This window comes from Pseudooceanicola sp. NS-SX8 (assembly GCF_057380755.1).
Genome location: NZ_CM170819.1, coordinates 3,906,788 through 3,922,180, shown reverse-complemented (window position 1 = coordinate 3,922,180; position 15,393 = coordinate 3,906,788). Strand labels below are relative to the sequence as shown.

Below are 15,393 nucleotides of genomic sequence, written 5' to 3'. Positions count from 1 at the left end.
GGAGGGGGGGCATCCCGTGTCCCGTCTCAGCGGTACAGGATGAAGCCGCCGGTCTCCTGTACCGTCAGCGTGTCGTCTCTGGGGTCGTCGCTGGTCATCACGATGATGCCGACGATCTCTGCCGCGGGGTCTTCGGACCCGTCGGCCCCATCCGACAGGATGGCGTAGTAGGTGCCGCTTTCGTAGGTGACCAGGGACCCGCTGTCGCTGTCGTAGTAGGTGCTCTGGACGCTGCCGCCCAGCTCCCCGTTCTCGTCCAGCACGCCGGGTTCGATGACGAAGCTCAGCACCGGCAGGGTGGTGGCCCCGCTGACCAGCGCATCGGCGATATCCGCCGTCACCTCGTCGCCATCCGAGTCAAAGACCTGCCGGTTGCTCAGGCTGCCGCGCACCGCCGATCCGTCCTCGAAATCCTCGAAGTCGATGCTGACGGTCATGTCGGCCTGGCTGTACTCGATCCCGTCGGTGCCGTTGAAGACGCGCAGGCCGGCGTATTGCCCGGTGTAGATCGCCTGGCCCGTGCTGGGCAGGGTGACCGCCCCGTTGCGCTGGTAGATGAACCCGCCGAAACCGTAGCCCATGTAGCCGCCCGACCGCGCGATGGCGAACTCCGTCTGGCCGCTGTCGGACACGCCGTAGATCGCCCGGTGTTCCAGCTGGCTGATCGCCGCGCCGGTCTGGTCATCGTAGTAGGTCAGCGCGCCCTCGTAGACGGCGTACCCGCCGAGGGAGGCGAAAGGCGTGGTCATCCGGCTGTATTCGCCGTCCCCGTCGAAGGCCAGGCCCTCCACGGTGAAAGTATCGGTGTCGCTGTCGTAGCTGACCCCGGTCACGTAGCCGCCGCCGTCGCTGTTGGTCTCCTCGCTGCGCGAGATCGCGGTATCCGCGCTCACCTCGTCGGAGGTGTCCTCGCTGCTGTCGTCGTCGTCGAACGGATTGGACGAACTCCCGCATGCGCCGACAGCCAAAGCCGCCAGCAGCAGGACGAACCGGGTCCCTGCCATGTCACTGCCTCACTCACGTTTTCAGGGCCTCTGGCGGGCCCCGTTGCGCGCAGACTTCCGACAGCGGGTCGCAAAGTCAACGATGCAAGGCACTTGGTGGACGATCTTCACGCACCTGCGGCGGAAATGCCCTACTGTATATAGAGGTTCCGCTCCCCCTCCGCACAAGATACCTTCGGCAGACACCGATCTAGTGGAAAGGATTCGCCCCATGCCGCTTTCTCCCGAACAGCAGGCCGAAATCGACGCGCTGCGAGCCGAGAGCCGCCCCACCCTGCGCGCCACCGTGCCCGGGATGGAGGCGCATCTCTACAAGGCCTATCCCGTGCTCGACCACGGTTTCGTCCGGGTGATCGACTACATGGGCGACGACAGCGCCATCACCCAGGCCGCCCGCGTGAGCTATGGCAAGGGCACCAAATCCGTGCAGAACGACGAGGGGCTGATCCGCTACCTGATGCGGCACTGGCACTCCACCCCCTTCGAGATGTGCGAGCTGAAGCTGCACGTGAAGCTGCCGGTCTTCGTCGCGCGCCAGTGGATCCGCCACCGCACCGCCAACGTGAACGAATACTCCGCCCGCTACTCGATCCTCGACCGGGAATTCTACATCCCCGCGCCCGAACACCTCGCCGCGCAGTCGGTGGTCAACAACCAGGGCCGCGGCGAGGCCCTGACCGGCGAGGAAGCCGCCCGCGTGCTGGAATACCTCAAGGCAGACAGCGCCCGTGCCTATGATCACTACGCAGAGATGATCTCGGACGACGGCCAGCAGGGCCTCGCCCGTGAACTGGCCCGCATGAACCTGCCGGCGAACATCTACACCCAGTGGTACTGGAAGGTGGACCTGCACAACCTGCTGCACTTCCTGCGCCTGCGCGCCGATGCCCATGCCCAGTACGAGATCCGCGTCTACGCCGAGGAGATCTGCAAGCTCGTCGCCGACTGGGTGCCCTTCGCCTACAAGGCCTTCGAGGATTACCGCATGGGCGCGGTGACGATGTCCTCGCAGATGATGGAGGCGCTCCGCCGGATGCTGAAGGGCGAGGAGGTGACCGAAGAGAATTGCGGCATGTCCAAGCGGGAATGGCGGGAGTTCCTGGCCTTCATCGAATAAGCGGGCCGATCTGGAATGGAACAGGGCGCGGCTTTTGCCGCGCCTTTTGTCTTTTGTGGGCGCAGGGATGGTGGATTGGCATCCACCCTACGGGGCGAAGAAGGCTGCGCGCCAAACCTCCGAGGTATTGCGACGTCGTAGGGTGGATGCAATCCACCGTTCGTGAAAGACCGCGTGGTGAGGTGACAGCGCCAATGAGATGGCCGGATCGCTTCGCGTAGACACCCCGGTGCAAAAAGAACCATTCGGATCTCAAGTTCGTGAAAGTGAACTTCGGTTGCGCAGGTGGGGCAGCATGGCCCATTTCATTCTGTTATGTACGTCTTTCCTCCTCTGAGATGTGGGGGGGGCATGGATGAGAATCTCATGACAATATTCTATAATGCGGAACGCCCTTTGGGCTGGACGTTTTGAGGATTTTGCAATGCACGCGCTCAAGCTTGCGGCATCGATATGTCTCAATCCACGGAATAAAAGCTGCGCCCGTTCTATATTTGGGGGTGGGGCTTGACTCGCGATTCAAGGTGGTGCGCTCTCTCCAATATTTGCTATGTTTCTTTATTGAGGTTAAGAGATGCATCGACGTCGATTTCTTCTGTCAGCGGCCTCGGTCGCTGCTGCCCCCGTGGCTTCTTTGGCTGATACTGAGACTTGTCAGCAAGTTTTTTTGCCGAATTTTGGGCTTGCGCCGATTTGTACCGTGGGTGTTCCTATTAGCAGGCTCCCCAGGCAGGAGTGCCAAAATTGGTGTTGGGCCGCTTGTTGTGAGGCTATTTTCAGTCTTGCAGGGTTCTATGTGCCGCAAACGGAATTTGTTTCGAAAATTCACGGACCGGTTCCCAGTTGTCGAACCGCCACCGGTCCGGAGATTGCTAGGGCAATTTCGGGAGCGTGGAGGGATGGGCAGACGGGGCGTCCTTTTGAAGCTCTTGCTCGCCCTGTAATGGATTTGTCGGAGAATATCCTGCCGCAGGTACCTCCACTTCAAACGGTTTGGAATGAACTTAATAAAGGTCGGTGTCTTATTGCAGGTTCGCTCGGGCATGCGGTCCTGATTACGGCGATGACCTATATTCGCACGCCTCAAGGTCCGATGCCGCAGGAGATCATTGTAAGAGATCCCTGGCCGGATAGTCCGAACCGCCGACAGATGACGCTTGCGGAGTTCAACAACACTTTCCTTTTGATGACGCTTCGGACGCAGAACTTGTAGCGGGCCGGTGTCTTCTGGCAAGTGGGTGCGCCTTGAAACTGGTCTGCTGCGACCGGTTGGGGGCGACGTGCCGTCAACCGTAGGGTGGGGTTCACCCCACCATCCCCACCACACCACCTTCCCACCACGCACCACCCCGTGCCCACCTCATAACCTCCGCACATTCCCCCGCGAAAACCGTCACAATACCCGGCAACACCCAGCAACACCCAACGCCCGCCCCGTTACCGCGAAGCTTTCCAATCCCTTACCAAAAACGCACCGACGTGATACCGACGCGATACCGACAAAATACCGACATTCAAAAAAGCTATAGCGGTCTCCGGGTGTGATCCAGGCGCCCCGCTCCGGCGTATCCCAAGAAACGACACCGGAGCCACCATGCAGACCCTCACCCTCTACCTCATCACGGCGGTGATCTTCCTCGGCCTCGATGCCGTCATGCTGAAGACCGTCATGCGCCCGCTTTTCGAAACCAGGCTGGGCGATCAGATCCTCGAAGATCCGCGCATGATCGCTGCGGCGCTCTTCTACATGGCCTATGTCGCGGGGCTTCTGTGGTTCGTGTCCCTGCCTGCGCTGGAGGCCGGGCGCCCCATGCAAGCCCTTGTAAACGGGGCGCTTATCGGCGCCATGGCCTATGGCACCTACGAGGTGACGAACTACGCCGTCCTGCGGGCCTGGTCGCCCGTCATGGTGGCGGTGGACATGACCTGGGGCACGGTTCTGACGGGGGTCTCGGCGGCCCTGGGGGTGTGGCTGGTGCGGCTGATCTTCCCGTCGGCCGGTGCCGCGCTTTAGGGTTTTGAGCCGGGCGCGGTCGCTGCTATCCTGCGCCCGATGCCGCCCAGGAAAGGATGTTCCGGATGAAATCCCTGCTGACCGCCACCCTGCTTGCCTGCGCCCTGCCGCTCGCCGCCGCCGCGCAAGGCCTTGTCGTCAACGACATTTATACCGGCCCCACCGTGTCGCGCACCGATGCGCCGCCGGTCTTTGCCTATCCGGTCACGGTGAACTACTGCCCCGAAGGCCTGATGCCCGTGCAGCTGGGCCTGCAGGTGTCCTGCGGCAAGCCGAACGTGCCCGCAACCGCGGCAGACTGGAACCGCTCCGTCACCGGCTACCGCTATGGCGCGCCGGGCTACTACGGCTCCAAGTCTCCCAACTACTGAGTTTCAAAGGGGTTTCCCGGGTAAACCCGGCAGGCGTTCCGGTGCCCGGGGCGCCCTTGGTCTGCGCGGTTCACGATTTCCTATCGTTTGAATGTCATGAATCTGTTACATTCCTTGGAAAAGGGAGCAGTTCATGCGCATCGCCGCTGCCGTTCTTCTGGCCGTCCTGGCGGGCCCCGCCGCCGCCTCCAGCCCCATAGCGGAGGTGCTCTGCGATGGCACCACGGCGCTTGAAAAGCGATTGAAGACGCAGATGAACCTGTCACGCGAAGCCATGGGGCTGCGCGGTCCCGATCAACTCATGGAAGTCTGGACAACACCGCGGGGGGAGTGGACGCTGGTCGTCTCCTACGCGACTGGGAAATCCTGCATCGTCGCCATGGGGGAGGATTGGCAGGCTGGGCTGGCTGCGCCGGATCCGATGTGACTACCGGACGGGAAGCCAGTGAACCCCATGTTTTCAAAAGAAAAAAGGGATTCACAAATCTTTAATGAATTTCGGACCTTGCTGGCCGGTCGGGACCGGTTGCGGGGTCAGAGCAATTTCAGGTCGCCGGCCATCTTGCGGCCATCACGTCCTTCGGTCAGCTCGTAGCCGACCTTCTGATTGTCGGCGAGACCGGTCAGGCCGGATCGCTCGACGGCTGAAATGTGAACGAAGACGTCCTTGCCGCCCTCCTCGGGTTCGATGAAACCATAACCCTTGGTCGTATTGAACCATTTTACGGTGCCTACAGGCATTCCGTCTCTCCTCTTGCCGTACCACCCCGCGTGGCGGGGACTTCCATCACGGCACTCAAGGCCCGGAAAAATCGGGACTTAACCACCTTGCGACATGGTCAGGATTGCATTCCCTTTGTAAAAAGCAAGCAAAACGAGGGTTGGCACGCGTTTCCGCCCCTTATTTGCAACAAGACGACGAAAGGGGCAGCGATGCAGCTCTATGGCCTGAAGAATTGCGACACCTGCCGGAAGGCGCTCAAGGCGCTGGAGGGGGCAGAACTGGTCGATGTGCGTAGCAATCCGCTGCCTGACGCGCTGCTGGACCGCGCGCTGGCGACCTTCGGGGATGACCTGGTGAATCGCCGCTCCACCACCTGGCGCGGCCTGGATGAGGCGGAACGCGCGCGCCCGGCCCGCGAGCTGCTGCGCGATCATCCCGCCTTGATGAAGCGGCCCCTTATCGTGGCGGGGGAGGATCTCTATCTGGGATGGACGGCCGATGTGCAAAAGGCGCTTGGCCACTGACTGCAGAAGGAGACAGGCGCCTTGCGTAACGCGGCACTGATACTGGGACTGATCGGCGGGCTTCTGGGGCTGGTCGTGGGCATGGCCAGCTATGGCTACACCGAGGCGATTGATGCCTACGGAGAGGTCGAGGGACTGTTCCGGCAGGTCCACAACGTCGAGGCGCTGCGCACGGCTGCGGTGCTGTCCCCGATCCTGGCGATTGCCGGGGCGGGCATGGCAAAGGTGCGGGCCCTCTGGGGTGGTGTGCTGCTTCTCGCGGGGGCGGCGGGGTTCTATTTCGGCTTTGGCATCAATGTCTTCACGCTGTTCCCCATCGCCTTCATCGGCATTGCGGCGATCATGGCGCTGGCGGCCGGGAAACCGGATGAGCCGAAGGCGCATTTCTGAACAGCACCCGGTCGAGTGACAGGGCCCCGGCCCCCTGGAAGGCCGGTATCAGCAAGGTGAGCACCCAGAAGGCGCGTTGATCCAGGATCAGCGCGTCGGGCGCGCGGTCGAACCATGCCCCCAGCGTGCCCGGATGGGACAGGCCCCCGTGACCGTAGAGATCGGTCAGGCTCTGCACCAGGATGAAGCCGATCATGCCAAGCGCCGCAGGCCGCGTGAGCAGGCCCAGCAGAAGCAGCAGGGGCAGCAGGAATTCCGCCAGCGTCCCCGCGGTGACCACCGCCCAGTGCAGCAGGCCGAGTTTCGAGATATCGTAGCCAGCTGCCTCCATCGCGCGGGGAAAGATCTGCGCATAGGCCCCGACGGAGGGCTGCACGATCCCCAGGGGGCCATCGCCGATCTTCGTCAGGGCAGAGGCCCAGAAGTAGCGCATCAGCACCGCGGCAAAGACGAAGCGCGCCAGCAGCGGCAGAAGGGGGGACAGGCGAGACAGCGGGGCGGTCGGGTCGGTCATCGGGGCAACTCCGTTCCTGTTATGGCGCCGGTTTTCATCAGCAATCCCAGTACCTCGGCCAGCGCTGCCGGCTGGATGCCGGAAGCCCGGGCCGCGGCCTCCGTCGGCGCGCCGGTCCGCAGCGCCTGGACAAAGGCCGCTCCGCCCGGCGGCAGCAGATGCAGGCGCGGGTCGAAATCGGGGCGGGTGACCAAGATGTCCTCTGCGCGGGCCTCCGGCGCGGGGCCGTCCCGGGTGGCGAGGCGCCAGATCTGGTACAGGGGCCAGGCGGATCGCAGGATCCGGACAGCCGGGGCGAGTGTCAGGCAAGAGGCCGCCAGCCTGTCCGAAGGTATCGCCGCCAGAAAGGCCGGGGGGACGGCCTCGGCATCAGCGGCGTGGTAGGCGGCCCTGAGCGCCAGGTCGAGCCGCGCCACGTCCGGCAGGTAGCCGAGGTGCGCAACCTGCGGAAAATCTTCTAGAAACTCGGGCAGGTCCTCTCCGTAGCGGAACATCACGGGCGAACGGGGGGCATGGGTGCGCAGAAAGGGCCTTGCGATTGCCTGCATCGCGTCCTCCCCGACAAGCGCGCGCAGCGTGGGGAAGCCATCCACCAGGGCGTCGCGCAGACCGACGGCAAGGTTGTTGCGATAAACGGCGAACCGGCGTTCTGCCGTGCCGCCCCTGCCATCGTTCAGGCTGGCGGGCGTGTGGCGGCCCGGATCTGTCAGCGCCGCGTGGAAATCGGACTGGCCGCAGTGGCGCAGGTGACCGGCGCGCGCGCTCATGCGGGCAGGCCCTGCAGCGCGCGGTCGGCTCTCCGGGCTTCGTCGCGCAGGGCGGGCCAGGGGGGAACGTCGTTGTCCCATTCGATCAGCACCGGGCGGGGACCTGCGCCATGCAGGACATCGTCCAGAAGCGCCCAGACCGGATCGGCGACCTCCCTGCCGTGGCTGTCGATCAGCAGGGGTCGCCCGGCATCATCCTCGTCCTCGTCGTGGCCGCCCAGGTGGATCTCTCCGACCCGGTCCAGTGGGAAGTCCCGGACGTAGGCGCGCGGATCAAGGTCGAGATTCACGCAGGAGACGAAGACATTGTTCACGTCCAGCAAAAGGCCGCATCCCGTGCGGCGGGCGACCTCCGCCAGGAAGTCGGTTTCCGACAGGGTGCTTTCCGAGAAGGCCAGGTAGGACGAGGGGTTTTCCAGCAGCATCGGCCGGGCCAGGGTCTCCTGCAGGGCGTCGATGTGGTCGCAGACGCGCGCCAGGGTTGCGGCGTTATAGGGCAGGGGCAGGAGGTCGTTCAGGAAGGCGCTGTCATGGCTGGACCAAGCCAGGTGTTCCGAAAAGCTCGCCGGTTGCAGCCAGTCGCAAAGGCGGCGCAGCCGGGCAAGGTGTTCCTGGTCCAGGGGACCTTCGCCGCCGAGGGACAGGCCTACGCCATGGACGGAGATCGGGAACCGTTCCGCCAGGTGACGCAGCATCGCCAGCGGCCTGCCGCCGTCCCCCATGTAATTTTCTGCGTGGATTTCCAGCCAGGTGACTGGCGCGGGATCGTTCAGGATGTCTGCGTAATGCTGCGGTTTGAAGCCCACGCCGGGGCCTGCGGGCAGCGCATTGCGCGCTTGATCGAACATGGGTCCTCTCCGTTTCCTGGTGGGGTGGCTGGGGCGGGGTTGTCCCGTCCCGCGTCGGGAAGGGGAACGGCGCGCCTCCGGGGCATGGCGCGCCGTTCCGGGCTTTCAGCCTTCCATCGGAAGGTCACGCTCCAGCGCTTCGAGGGAGCCCATGCGCGGGGTGCCGTCGGCCATCGCGGGCAGTTCGATCATCGCGCATTTGCCGGCATCGACCAGGGACCAGGCATTGCCCTGGTAGTCGACCTTCGAGGTGCCGGCACAGGTGGTGCCGGGGCCCGCCGCGCAGTCGTTTTCGCCGGCCATGGCGACGCCGAAGCACTTTTCCTGCGCCATGTCATCGGCCTGGACGGCGGAGGTTGCGGCAAGGGCGGTGGCGAAGGCGCCTGCGACGGCTGCGGTCTTGAGGATGGTGGACATGGGGTTTCCCTTTCTCGGGTGTGTGACTGAGGTCGTTTGACTGAGAGCGGCAGCCGTGACGGCCACCGTGCTCTGCCATTCGGGGGATCTGCCGCGGTCGTTACATCCTTCACGGACGAGTGATCGTGCTTCGGAAAAATGCGAGGGGGCTGTAACGTTTCGGCGGGAGGCACGAAGGGAGGAGGCAATGACGGAACGCAATCACCTGTGGGGCGACCTCCTGCGCCGGGCCAACCGGGGAGACACCGCAGCCTATGCGCAGTTCCTGACGGCGGTGGTCCCCGCTGTCAGGACGATTGCGCGCGGGCGGCTTTCTCGTGCCACGGCGGAGGAGGTGGAGGACGTCGTGCAGGAGGTGCTGCTGGCGCTGCATGCCAAGCGGCACACCTGGCGGGAGGAAGACCCGCTGACCCCCTGGCTTTATGCCATTGCGCGGTACAAATGTGCGGATGCCGCCCGGCGCCGTCGCGGGGCGGGTCAGGTGCAGATCGACGATCTGGCAGAGGTGCTGCCGGATGAACGCGCGGCTGAGCCCTCGGCGGCGCGGGACCTGGATCTGATGCTGGGGCGGATTGATCCCAGGGCGGCCGGCATTGTCCGCTCTGTCGGGGTCGAAGGGGAAACGGCCGGCGAAGTGGGCGCGCGCCTGGGCATGAGCGAGGGCGCGGTTCGCGTGGCCTATCACCGAGCCATGCAGCGGTTGCGGCAGCTGGCCGGTGCGCCGGGGGCCGCAGACGTATCGGGGCCGCAGGTCCGGGGGGCAAAGCCGCCAGGCGGGCCGGGCGGGCAGAACGGGGGGAAACAGGTACAGACAACGGATGGACGCGAAAGATGAAGACCGAAGACCTGATCGCCGCCCTGGCCACCGAACCTGCCCAGGTGCCACAACCTGCGCCAGAGGCGCGGGCGCTACCCTATGTGCTGAGTGGCCTGCTGGTGACCCTGCTGATCTACGGGCTGGTCTACGGGCCGCGCCCCGACCTGATGCAGGCCCTTTCGCAACCGCTGGTGGCGGCCAAGACGGTGCTGCCGCTGCTCTTGGCGGGGATGGCATCCGTTCTGGCGCTGCGGGCCGCCCGCCCCGGGCAGCGCCCCGGTGCCGCCCGCCGGTTGATCTGGCTGCTGCCAGCGGCCGCCGTGATCCTCTTTGCCGTGACATTCCGTGACACACCTGCGGAGCTGCGCGGCATGGCCATTCGCGGGCATTCGATCTGGGTGTGCCTGCCCTCCATCCCTCTGCTGTCCCTGCCGATGCTGGCGGGGTTCCTGATGGCGCTGCGACGGGGGGCCGCCGTCCATCCGGCGCGCGCCGGGGCGCTGGCGGGCTTCGCGGCGGCAGGGCTTGCCACCGTCGTCTATTCCACCTTCTGCATCGAGGATACGCCGCTCTTTTATGCCTTGTGGTATTCCATGGGGATCGGGATTGCGGCCGGCATCGGCGCTGTCGCCGGGCGCCTGTTGCTCCGCTGGTAGCGCCCCTGCGCTGAAAACAGAGTGAGCTGAAAACGAAAAGGGCGCCCGAAGGCGCCCTTTCCTCATTCCGCGGCCAGCTTGGCCGCCTGTGCCTTCAGATCCGGCGGCGTGGCTTCCTCGGCCAGCTGCGCGACGATCTCCTCCAGGGTCTGGACCTTGGTCTGCTTCTCGCCCAGGCGACGGGTGGAGACGGTGCGATCTTCCACTTCCTTCATGCCGCAAGCCAGGATGTAGGGCACCTTGCCGACGGAGTGTTCCCGGACCTTGTAGTTGATCTTCTCGTTCCTGAGGTCGGCCTCGGCCCGGACGCCGCGCGCACGCAGCGCCTCGACCACTTCGAGGCAGTAATCGTCGGCGTCGGACACGATGGCCGCCACGACCACCTGGCGCGGGGCCAGCCAGATCGGCAGCTTGCCTTCCGAGTTCTCGATCAGGATGCCGATGAAGCGTTCGAAGCTGCCCAGCACGGCGCGGTGCAGCATCACGGGGCGGTGCTTTTCACCGTCCTGGCCGATGTAGCTTGCCTCCAGCCGTTCCGGCAGGTTCGGATCCACCTGCAGGGTGCCGCACTGCCATTCCCGCCCGATGGCGTCGGTCAGCGTGAACTCCAGCTTCGGACCGTAGAAGGCACCTTCGCCCTCCTGGATCTCGAAGTCATAGCCCGCTGCCTTGCAGGCATTGCCAAGAGCCGCTTCGACACGGTCCCAGCTTTCCTCGCTGCCCACGCGCTTTTCGGGGCGGGTGGACAGTTTCACCGTCCACTCGTGGAAGCCCAGGTCGTCGTAGATCCTGGCGAGGAAGGAGATGAACTTCTTCGTTTCCGCCTCGATCTGGTCATCGGTGCAGAAGATGTGACCGTCATCCTGGGTGAAGCCCCGCACCCGCATGATCCCGTGCAGCGCCCCGGAAGGTTCGTAGCGCGCGCAGCTGCCGAATTCGGCGATGCGCAGCGGCAGGTCGCGGTAGGATTTCAGCCCGTTGTTGAAGATCTGCACGTGGCAGGGGCAGTTCATCGGCTTCAGCGCGTTGATCGTTTTCTCGCGTGCGTGATCCTCGTCCACTTCGACGATGAACATGTTTTCCTGGTAGTTCGCCCAGTGGCCCGAGGCCTCCCACAGCTTGCGGTTCACCACCTGCGGCGTGTTCACCTCGACATAGCCGTCGCGGCGCTGGTTGCGGCGCATGTAGTCCTGCAGCTCGGTGTAGATCGTCCAGCCGTTGGGATGCCAGAAGACCTGGCCGGGGGCCTCTTCCTGCATGTGGAACAGCGCCATTTCCCGGCCCAGCTTGCGGTGGTCGCGCTTGGCGGCCTCCTCCAGCATGGTCAGGTGCTTCTTCAGCTTCTCCTTGGAGGTGAAGGCCACGCCGTAGATCCGCTGCAGCATCGGGCGATCGCTGTCGCCGCGCCAGTAGGCACCGGCCACGGACATCAGCTTGAACGCATCCGCGGGCAGTTGCCCGGTGTGCTGCAGGTGCGGCCCGCGGCACAGGTCCTGCCAGTCGCCGTGCCAGTACATGCGGATCGGCTGACCCTCGGGGATCATGCCGACCAGCTCCACCTTGTAGGGTTCCTCGTTGTCCTCGTAGAACTTCACCGCATCTTCGCGCGACCACAGCTCCGTCTTCACCGGGTCGCGAAGATTGATGATTTCCTTCATCTTCTTCTCGATCTCGCCCAGGTCTTCCGGGGTGAAGGGCTCCTTGCGGTCGAAGTCGTAGTACCAGCCGTCCTTGATCACCGGGCCGATCGTGACCTTCACGTCGGGCCACAGCTCCTGCACGGCGCGGGCCATCACGTGGGCGAGGTCGTGGCGGACCAGTTCATTGGCCTGCTCTTCGTCCTTCATCGTGTGAATGGCGATGCTGGCGTCTTCGGTGATCGGCCACTGCAGATCCCAGTGCTGGCCATTAATCGTTGCGGAAATGGCCTTCTTGGCGAGAGAGTTGGAAATTCCCGCAGCCACGTCGGCCGCAGTGATTCCCGCGTCGTACTCGCGCGAATTGCCATCAGGGAAGGTGAGGGAGATCTGGGACATGTCTTGTCCTCCTCGTCGGTTTGGCGCCCACGGAACGCCCGATTGCGGGTTATGTGCGCGCGTCTTGTCGCGCGCGTCGGCACGGGGGTCAAGCCCGGATGCGCGGCCGGGGCCCCGTGTCGCGGGCAGGACACGCCCTTCGGGGTGAACCGAAGTCCCTGTTCGGGCGTTGGAAATTCGAGCCAAGCAAGCAAGGAGGCAAGCCATGGCAGATCAGGTGCACCACAGTCTTTTCGGAACCCTGACGGGGAGTGGCTCCGCACCGGATCCGACCGAGGCGCGCAACGGGATGCGGGAAATTCTGGCGCTGTCCTTCACCAAGATCAGCGATGGCCTCCTCGATCCGAAGCTTGTGCTGAGCTGGCTTCTCAACGCGCTCGGTGCGCCGGCGGTCTTCATCGCAGCGCTGGTACCGATCCGCGAAGCCGGGGCGCTGCTGCCGCAGATCCTGCTGGCGGGGAAGCTGAAGACCCTGAAGCATCGCAAGTGGATGTGGGTTGCGGGCTCCGCACTGCAAGGTGCGGCGGCGCTGATCATCGCCGTCGCGGGCCTGATGCTGCAGGGCTGGATCGCGGGGCTGGTCACCTGCCTGGCGCTTGCGGTGCTGGCGCTGTCGCGCGCGGCCTGCTCTGTCTCCTTCAAGGAGGTGCTGGGCAAGACCATCGCGCGCACCCGGCGCGGCACGATCACCGGCGCGGCGGGCACGGCGGCGTCCCTGGCCGTGGTGGCCTTCGCCCTGCTGCTGATGACCGGCGTCCTGCAAAGCGCGGGCGCGGTGAGCGCTGCCATCGCGCTCGCAGGGGTGCTCTGGCTGACGGCGGCCCTGCTCTTTTCGGCGTTGAACGAGTCGGAAAGCCCGGTGGAGAAATCCGCGCGCCCGGCCTTCCGGGCGATCCTCAGCCGTGATGCACAACTGCGCCGCTTCATCCTGGTGCGTGGCCTGCTCGTCTCCACCTCGCTGGCGCCGCCCTACCTTGTCCTGCTCAGCCAGAAGACGGGTGAGGGGGTCCTGGGACAGCTGGGCGCCATGCTGCTGGCCTCCGCGGCGGCGTCGTTCGTTTCCTCCTACATCTGGGGTCGCTTCTCGGACCGGTCGTCGCGCAAGGTCATGGTGGTAGCGGGCGTTGCGGGCGGCCTTTCCATGGCGCTGATGATCCTGCTCTCCGTCCTGGGCCTCGCGGGGGCGCTCTGGGCCGGTCCGGGTGTGCTTTTCCTGCTCATGGTGGCCTACCATGGCGTCCGGCAGTCCCGGTCGACCTACCTGGTGGACATGGCGCCCGATGACGATCGGGGCAGCTATGCCGCCGTTGCGAACACGGTGATCGGCACGATCCTGCTGCTGACCGGGCTTTTCGGCGGTGCGCTTTCGGCGGTCTCCGCCCTCTGGGCCCTTGCGGGGTTCGCCGTGATGGCGGTGGCGGGCGGTCTGCTTGCCCTCACGCTGAAGGAAGTGGAACGGGCCTGACCTTGCACCTGCCCCCGGCGCGCGCCTAAGGTCGGGCCGGGATGCGCCCCCGGGGCGCCAAACGGGACAAACAGGATCGCCATGACCGACGCGCAGCGCATCGACACGCCGCAGGGCCGCACCCTTGCCTACCACTTCACCGCAGGGAAGGCGGACGGGCGTCCGGGGATCGTTTTCCTGGGCGGTTTCGCCTCCGACATGCAGGGGACCAAGGCCGTTTTCCTGGAAGACTGGTGCCGCGCGCGCGGCCTGTCCTTCCTGCGCTTCGACTATTCCGGGCACGGTGAAAGCTCCGAAGCCTTCATCGACGGCTGCATCGGCGACTGGGCCGAAGATGCGGAGTTCGCGATCTCGGAGCTGACATTGGGGCCCCAGATCCTGGTGGGCTCCTCCATGGGGGGCTGGATTTCGCTGCTGATGACCCGGCGCCTGCAGGATCGCATTGCGGGACTGGTGACCATCGCCGCCGCACCGGATTTCACCGAAGACAGCATGTGGGCCGGGTTCACCGAGGCGCAGCGCCTGGCGCTGGACATGGTGCAGCAGGTCGCGCTGCCGTCGGAATACGGAGAGCCGCTGATCGTGACGAAGCGGCTGATCGAGGACGGCCGCAATCACCTGATCCTGCGGGACCCGGTACCGCTGCCCTTCCCGGTGCGTTTCCTGCATGGCACGGCCGATGCGGACGTGGAGATGTCGGTCGCCCTGCGGTTGCTGGAAAAGTCCCTGGGCGACGATATTCACCTGAAGTTCGTGAAGGGGGCGGATCACCGCTTTTCCACGCCGGAATGCCTCGACCTGATCGGGACGGCCATCGAAGAGGCGCTGGCGCGCGGCTGACCGCGCAGCGCAGGGGGCAGGTGCCGCGAGGCTTGCAATCGCGGTTGGATGTGCGACGCTTCTCTTAACGTCTCCCACTTCATTTTCCGGCCCCGCCGGTCACCCCGCATTTTCGATACGGCACTTTTGTGATGAATGAACCCCTGGTCCTTATTCCGGGCCTTGGCTGCGATGCGCGCCTGTTCGAGGCGCAGACCTGTCGCCTTGGCCTGGACCGCGTGGTCGTGCTGGCCCTGCCGGTCCTGACGGACCGGGTGGAGGACATGGCCGCCCGCCTGCTCACCCGCCTGCCACCCAAGTTTGCCCTTGCCGGTCACTGCCTCGGCGGTGCGGTCGCGCTGGAAATGCTGCGCCTTGCGCCCGAACGCGTGACACGACTGGCGATCATCTCCGCCTCCATCCTGGCCGAACCGCGGGAGGTTGCGGCCGCGCGGGATCTTCTGGTGGCCAAGGCCCGGGGCGGGCGCCTGGAAGACGCCCTGTCGGAGGCGCTGCCGGTGCGCGCCCTGGCACAGATCCCGGGCCGGCTGAACGTGCACCGCAGGTTTCTTTCGATGGGGGATCACCTGGGGCTGGAAAACTTCGTGAGCCAGCAACGCGCGATGCAGCGCCGTCCCGACAATCAGGCGACCCTGCGCCGGGCCCGTTTGCCGTCCCTGTTTCTCTTCGGTGAAGAGGACACCCTGGTGCCCGCCGGGCGCAATGCCCTTCTGGCAGAGCTCTTGCCGGGGGCCCGCATCACCGTCCTGTCGGAGGCGGGTCATCTTGCCCCGATGGAGCAGCCCGATGCGGTGACGGCGGCGATGGAACACTGGCTGTTCGGCCACGACCGCCAGCCGCTTTTCCGCCCGCAACAGGGACGGGCCTAGCCGGGTAGGGGCCTAACCAG

General features: G+C 65.2%; 18 protein-coding genes. 11 read left to right on the top strand and 7 right to left on the bottom strand.

All coding sequences use genetic code 11. From position 1 onward, the window contains the following. Nucleotides 1-26: 26 nt before the first annotated feature. Nucleotides 27-1,004 carry a hypothetical protein gene (locus AC2IR1_RS17930; RefSeq protein WP_486473333.1) on the bottom strand — a complete coding sequence of 326 codons (978 nt, stop codon included), beginning with the start codon at nucleotides 1,002-1,004 and terminating at the stop codon, nucleotides 27-29. Nucleotides 1,005-1,215: 211 nt separating this feature from the next. On the opposite strand from AC2IR1_RS17930, the gene thyX reads away from it, so the two are divergent. The 4 genes from thyX (at nucleotide 1,216) to AC2IR1_RS17910 (ending at nucleotide 4,933) form a co-directional block, all read left to right on the top strand. Further along, complete coding sequence (gene thyX / locus AC2IR1_RS17925) at nucleotides 1,216-2,121, top strand: FAD-dependent thymidylate synthase (protein ID WP_486473332.1); 906 nt, start codon at nucleotides 1,216-1,218, stop codon at nucleotides 2,119-2,121. A 1,594-nt stretch (nucleotides 2,122-3,715) separates the two neighbouring features. Next, the gene (locus tag AC2IR1_RS17920) at nucleotides 3,716-4,135 is read left to right on the top strand and encodes a DUF2177 family protein (protein WP_486473331.1); all 420 of its coding nucleotides are present in this window, start codon (nucleotides 3,716-3,718) and stop codon (nucleotides 4,133-4,135) included. A gap of 65 nt (nucleotides 4,136-4,200) precedes the next feature. After that, complete coding sequence (locus tag AC2IR1_RS17915; RefSeq protein WP_486473330.1) at nucleotides 4,201-4,506, top strand: hypothetical protein; 306 nt, start codon at nucleotides 4,201-4,203, stop codon at nucleotides 4,504-4,506. Between the two features lie 133 nt (nucleotides 4,507-4,639). Further along, on the top strand, nucleotides 4,640-4,933 hold the full coding sequence (locus tag AC2IR1_RS17910; RefSeq protein WP_486473329.1) for a hypothetical protein: 294 nt from the start codon (nucleotides 4,640-4,642) through the stop codon (nucleotides 4,931-4,933). Nucleotides 4,934-5,040: 107 nt separating this feature from the next. On the opposite strand, the gene AC2IR1_RS17905 is transcribed toward AC2IR1_RS17910, so the two are convergent. After that, nucleotides 5,041-5,247: a cold-shock protein gene (locus AC2IR1_RS17905; RefSeq protein ID WP_097145690.1), complete on the bottom strand. Its 207-nt coding sequence runs from the start codon at nucleotides 5,245-5,247 to the stop codon at nucleotides 5,041-5,043. Nucleotides 5,248-5,439: 192 nt separating this feature from the next. Here AC2IR1_RS17905 and AC2IR1_RS17900 point away from each other — a divergent pair, with 192 nt between their 5' ends. Continuing rightward, the gene (locus tag AC2IR1_RS17900; RefSeq protein WP_486473328.1) at nucleotides 5,440-5,754 is read left to right on the top strand and encodes an arsenate reductase family protein; all 315 of its coding nucleotides are present in this window, start codon (nucleotides 5,440-5,442) and stop codon (nucleotides 5,752-5,754) included. Between the two features lie 21 nt (nucleotides 5,755-5,775). Further along, complete coding sequence (locus AC2IR1_RS17895) at nucleotides 5,776-6,144, top strand: hypothetical protein (RefSeq protein WP_486473327.1); 369 nt, start codon at nucleotides 5,776-5,778, stop codon at nucleotides 6,142-6,144. Here the strand turns inward: AC2IR1_RS17895 and AC2IR1_RS17890 are convergent. The 4 genes from AC2IR1_RS17890 to AC2IR1_RS17875 form a co-directional block, all read right to left on the bottom strand. Continuing rightward, on the bottom strand, nucleotides 6,095-6,658 hold the full coding sequence (locus AC2IR1_RS17890; protein WP_486473326.1) for a DoxX family membrane protein: 564 nt from the start codon (nucleotides 6,656-6,658) through the stop codon (nucleotides 6,095-6,097). The genes AC2IR1_RS17895 and AC2IR1_RS17890 overlap by 50 nt on opposite strands. After that, nucleotides 6,655-7,425 carry an HvfC/BufC family peptide modification chaperone gene (locus AC2IR1_RS17885; protein ID WP_486473325.1) on the bottom strand — a complete coding sequence of 257 codons (771 nt, stop codon included), beginning with the start codon at nucleotides 7,423-7,425 and terminating at the stop codon, nucleotides 6,655-6,657. The genes AC2IR1_RS17890 and AC2IR1_RS17885 overlap by 4 nt, the downstream gene beginning before the upstream one ends. Next, nucleotides 7,422-8,273 (bottom strand): MNIO family bufferin maturase, encoded by an 852-nt coding sequence (gene bufB, locus AC2IR1_RS17880; protein WP_486473324.1) that lies wholly within the window; start codon nucleotides 8,271-8,273, stop codon nucleotides 7,422-7,424. The genes AC2IR1_RS17885 and bufB overlap by 4 nt, the downstream gene beginning before the upstream one ends. A 105-nt stretch (nucleotides 8,274-8,378) precedes the next feature. After that, nucleotides 8,379-8,690 (bottom strand): BufA1 family periplasmic bufferin-type metallophore, encoded by a 312-nt coding sequence (locus tag AC2IR1_RS17875; protein WP_486473323.1) that lies wholly within the window; start codon nucleotides 8,688-8,690, stop codon nucleotides 8,379-8,381. A 187-nt stretch (nucleotides 8,691-8,877) separates the two neighbouring features. Here AC2IR1_RS17875 and AC2IR1_RS17870 point away from each other — a divergent pair, with 187 nt between their 5' ends. Both AC2IR1_RS17870 and AC2IR1_RS17865 read left to right on the top strand, forming a co-directional pair. Continuing rightward, entirely contained in the window at nucleotides 8,878-9,525 is a 648-nt protein-coding gene (locus AC2IR1_RS17870) for a sigma-70 family RNA polymerase sigma factor (protein ID WP_486473322.1), read from the top strand. Beyond that, nucleotides 9,522-10,163, top strand: a complete 642-nt coding sequence (locus AC2IR1_RS17865; protein ID WP_486473321.1) for an NrsF family protein — start codon at nucleotides 9,522-9,524, stop codon at nucleotides 10,161-10,163. The genes AC2IR1_RS17870 and AC2IR1_RS17865 overlap by 4 nt, the downstream gene beginning before the upstream one ends. A 62-nt stretch (nucleotides 10,164-10,225) precedes the next feature. On the opposite strand, the gene thrS is transcribed toward AC2IR1_RS17865, so the two are convergent. Then, nucleotides 10,226-12,199, bottom strand: a complete 1,974-nt coding sequence (thrS, locus tag AC2IR1_RS17860; RefSeq protein WP_486473320.1) for a threonine--tRNA ligase — start codon at nucleotides 12,197-12,199, stop codon at nucleotides 10,226-10,228. Between the two features lie 205 nt (nucleotides 12,200-12,404). Here thrS and AC2IR1_RS17855 point away from each other — a divergent pair, with 205 nt between their 5' ends. The 3 genes from AC2IR1_RS17855 (at nucleotide 12,405) to AC2IR1_RS17845 (ending at nucleotide 15,373) form a co-directional block, all read left to right on the top strand. Continuing rightward, nucleotides 12,405-13,664 carry an MFS transporter gene (locus tag AC2IR1_RS17855; protein WP_486473319.1) on the top strand — a complete coding sequence of 420 codons (1,260 nt, stop codon included), beginning with the start codon at nucleotides 12,405-12,407 and terminating at the stop codon, nucleotides 13,662-13,664. An 81-nt stretch (nucleotides 13,665-13,745) separates the two neighbouring features. Continuing rightward, nucleotides 13,746-14,504 (top strand): alpha/beta hydrolase, encoded by a 759-nt coding sequence (locus AC2IR1_RS17850; RefSeq protein WP_486473318.1) that lies wholly within the window; start codon nucleotides 13,746-13,748, stop codon nucleotides 14,502-14,504. A gap of 131 nt (nucleotides 14,505-14,635) precedes the next feature. Next, nucleotides 14,636-15,373: an alpha/beta fold hydrolase gene (locus AC2IR1_RS17845; protein ID WP_486473317.1), complete on the top strand. Its 738-nt coding sequence runs from the start codon at nucleotides 14,636-14,638 to the stop codon at nucleotides 15,371-15,373. Nucleotides 15,374-15,393 lie beyond the last annotated feature (20 nt).

Bases quoted from the DNA above. Each gene is read 5' to 3' on its own strand.
- AC2IR1_RS17930 (WP_486473333.1), bottom strand. From the start codon at position 1,004: ATGGCAGGGACCCGGTTCGTCCTGCTGCTGGCGGCTTTGGCTGTCGGC.
- AC2IR1_RS17875 (WP_486473323.1), bottom strand. From the start codon at position 8,690: ATGTCCACCATCCTCAAGACCGCAGCCGTCGCAGGCGCCTTCGCCACC.
- AC2IR1_RS17865 (WP_486473321.1), top strand. From the start codon at position 9,522: ATGAAGACCGAAGACCTGATCGCCGCCCTGGCCACCGAACCTGCCCAG.
- AC2IR1_RS17900 (WP_486473328.1), top strand. From the start codon at position 5,440: ATGCAGCTCTATGGCCTGAAGAATTGCGACACCTGCCGGAAGGCGCTC.
- AC2IR1_RS17845 (WP_486473317.1), top strand. From the start codon at position 14,636: ATGAATGAACCCCTGGTCCTTATTCCGGGCCTTGGCTGCGATGCGCGC.
- AC2IR1_RS17855 (WP_486473319.1), top strand. From the start codon at position 12,405: ATGGCAGATCAGGTGCACCACAGTCTTTTCGGAACCCTGACGGGGAGT.
- thyX (WP_486473332.1), top strand. From the start codon at position 1,216: ATGCCGCTTTCTCCCGAACAGCAGGCCGAAATCGACGCGCTGCGAGCC.
- AC2IR1_RS17890 (WP_486473326.1), bottom strand. From the start codon at position 6,658: ATGACCGACCCGACCGCCCCGCTGTCTCGCCTGTCCCCCCTTCTGCCG.
- thrS (WP_486473320.1), bottom strand. From the start codon at position 12,199: ATGTCCCAGATCTCCCTCACCTTCCCTGATGGCAATTCGCGCGAGTAC.
- AC2IR1_RS17885 (WP_486473325.1), bottom strand. From the start codon at position 7,425: ATGAGCGCGCGCGCCGGTCACCTGCGCCACTGCGGCCAGTCCGATTTC.
- AC2IR1_RS17920 (WP_486473331.1), top strand. From the start codon at position 3,716: ATGCAGACCCTCACCCTCTACCTCATCACGGCGGTGATCTTCCTCGGC.
- AC2IR1_RS17870 (WP_486473322.1), top strand. From the start codon at position 8,878: ATGACGGAACGCAATCACCTGTGGGGCGACCTCCTGCGCCGGGCCAAC.
- AC2IR1_RS17910 (WP_486473329.1), top strand. From the start codon at position 4,640: ATGCGCATCGCCGCTGCCGTTCTTCTGGCCGTCCTGGCGGGCCCCGCC.
- AC2IR1_RS17915 (WP_486473330.1), top strand. From the start codon at position 4,201: ATGAAATCCCTGCTGACCGCCACCCTGCTTGCCTGCGCCCTGCCGCTC.
- bufB (WP_486473324.1), bottom strand. From the start codon at position 8,273: ATGTTCGATCAAGCGCGCAATGCGCTGCCCGCAGGCCCCGGCGTGGGC.
- AC2IR1_RS17905 (WP_097145690.1), bottom strand. From the start codon at position 5,247: ATGCCTGTAGGCACCGTAAAATGGTTCAATACGACCAAGGGTTATGGT.
- AC2IR1_RS17850 (WP_486473318.1), top strand. From the start codon at position 13,746: ATGACCGACGCGCAGCGCATCGACACGCCGCAGGGCCGCACCCTTGCC.